This is a genomic window from Blautia aquisgranensis (assembly GCF_040096615.1).
GTDB lineage: Bacteria > Bacillota > Clostridia > Lachnospirales > Lachnospiraceae > Blautia_A > Blautia_A aquisgranensis.
The window spans coordinates 1-725 of sequence record NZ_JBBMEJ010000049.1 but is presented as its reverse complement, the minus strand read 5'-3'; the positions used below and the strand labels follow the sequence as shown (position 1 = coordinate 725).

Genomic DNA, 725 nt, shown 5'->3' with positions numbered 1-725 from the left:
TAGGAATCATAGATAAACGGCAGGGATACTACATTAAATCTCGGGTCAAATGCAGAGTAGATCAGGTTGGAATGCATTGAGATCTGTACCGGGTCTCCGTTCATCAGTGCCTGAATACCCTCGGACTGGTTTCCGTTTGTCAGCTGGTCTGCTGCGTAAACATTAACTTTGACTTTTCCACCGGTTGCTTTTTCCATAAGCTCGCCGAACTTACGTCCGCCTTCTGCCCATGTACTTGTCTCTGTTGTGGAGCATGCGAAGTTCCAAGTTGTCTCCGGCCAGTTCAGATCACTGTAATCCTCTACTGTATCTACAGATTCTTTTGTGAAAAGATCTACCAGATCCTGTGCATCGTCATAGCCCTGGCTCTTAAGCTCCTGAACAAACCACTCATCGATTCCATCTACAGCTTCTTTAAAGGAGTCGATATCCATATCTTCTTTCTTTGTGAAGGTTACACCGTTGCTCTCTTCCCAGCGGCTCATGATCTCTTCGTCACCGGAACGGTTGATGTAACGCTCATACTCAACGGCTTTCTGACCAGCCTCATCAACAACCTTCTGCTGCTCTGGTGTCAGACCGTCATAGATTTCCTGGTTGATGCAGAAGAACAGACAGTCATAGATTGCATCCCACATGGAGCAGTACGGCTGTACTTCCTGTACGCTGGCTGCATCAATTGCCGGTAACGGGTTCTCCTCGCCCTCTACTGTGTTCTGCTGGAG

General features: G+C 47.9%; 1 protein-coding gene. It reads right to left on the bottom strand.

Features of this window, described 5'->3' with window-relative positions:
- Positions 1 to 725: type 2 periplasmic-binding domain-containing protein (locus tag WMO28_RS16775; RefSeq protein WP_494337495.1), on the bottom strand; the 725-nt coding region annotated here is incomplete at both ends.